The organism is Acinetobacter sp. 228 (genome assembly GCF_048147885.1).
In genome coordinates, this window is sequence record NZ_JAYWYV010000518.1 from 1 (window position 1) to 1,103 (window position 1,103).

2 protein-coding genes are annotated in these 1,103 nt (G+C 38.5%); one reads left to right on the forward strand and one right to left on the reverse strand.

Translation table 11 applies throughout. From position 1 onward, the window contains the following. The coding region (locus tag VXQ92_RS20385; protein ID WP_416683007.1) for a glycosyltransferase family 4 protein at window positions 1-434 on the forward strand (434 nt) is incomplete at its 5' end. A 56-nt stretch (window positions 435-490) separates the two neighbouring features. On the opposite strand, the gene VXQ92_RS20390 is transcribed toward VXQ92_RS20385, so the two are convergent. Further along, window positions 491-1,103, reverse strand: a 613-nt coding sequence (locus VXQ92_RS20390; RefSeq protein WP_416683008.1) for a cation:dicarboxylate symporter family transporter, incomplete at its 5' end; no start/stop codon positions are given.

Consider the following 1,103-nt stretch of genomic DNA (forward strand, 5'->3'; position numbering starts at 1 on the left):
AACTGCATGCTGTTGTTGTGGGTGGGGCTGATGTAAAAAAACAAGCCTATTTAAGTGAGTTGCAAAACACCATTCAAAGTAAAGGACTTGCAGATAAAATTACCTTTGTAGGACATCGCTCAGATATACGCGAATGGCTCGCTTTTAGCGATATAGTGCTCTCTCTATCTAATCAAGCAGAAACATTCGGTAGAACAGCATTAGAAGCGCTCTCTGTCGGTACGCCGGTCATTGGCTGGAACCGTGGAGGTGTTGCCGAGATTTTATCTCATGTGTACCCGCAGGGTCTTGTTGAAGCAGAAAATGAAAAAGCTTTAGTAGAAAGAGTAAAGCATCATATTGAACAACCTCAAACAGTCGCTCCTGTGACAATGTTTAGTTTAAAAGATATGTGTGACCAAACCCTTGAACTATATCAAAGTGTATTGAAATAACCCAATAAAAAAACCCGCGATGTTCGCGGGTTTTTTTCGACTAAAAAACTTCTCTATTACTTAAGAGATGCTTCATAAGCAGCAGCTTTTTCATAGTCGTATTGTTTTTCCCATTTACTGATTACAAGTACAGCAAGCGCGTTACCTACAACGTTCAACGCAGTACGAGCCATATCCATAATACGGTCAACACCAGCAATAAATGCTAAGCCTTCTACAGGAATACCAACACTACCTAATGTCGCCAATAACACAACAAATGATACCCCAGGAACACCTGCAATACCTTTAGAAGTAATCATTAACGTTACAACTAAAATCACTTGTTGGCTGATTGACATTTCAATGCCGTAAAGCTGTGCAATAAAGATTGCTGCGATACTTTGGTAAAGCGTAGAACCATCAAGGTTAAATGAATAACCAGTTGGAATTACAAAACTAGAAATCGCTTTTGGCGCACCATAAGCTTCCATTTTTTGCATAATACGCGGTAAAACTGTTTCCGAACTTGCAGTCGAATACGCCAAAATTAATTCATCTTTCAAAATCTTAAACAAAGTAAAGATATTGATGCTGAACATTTTTGCAGTAATACCTAAAACCACTAAAGCAAAGAATAAGATTGCACCATAAACCAATACAACCAATTTACCCAATGGAATAAGCGAC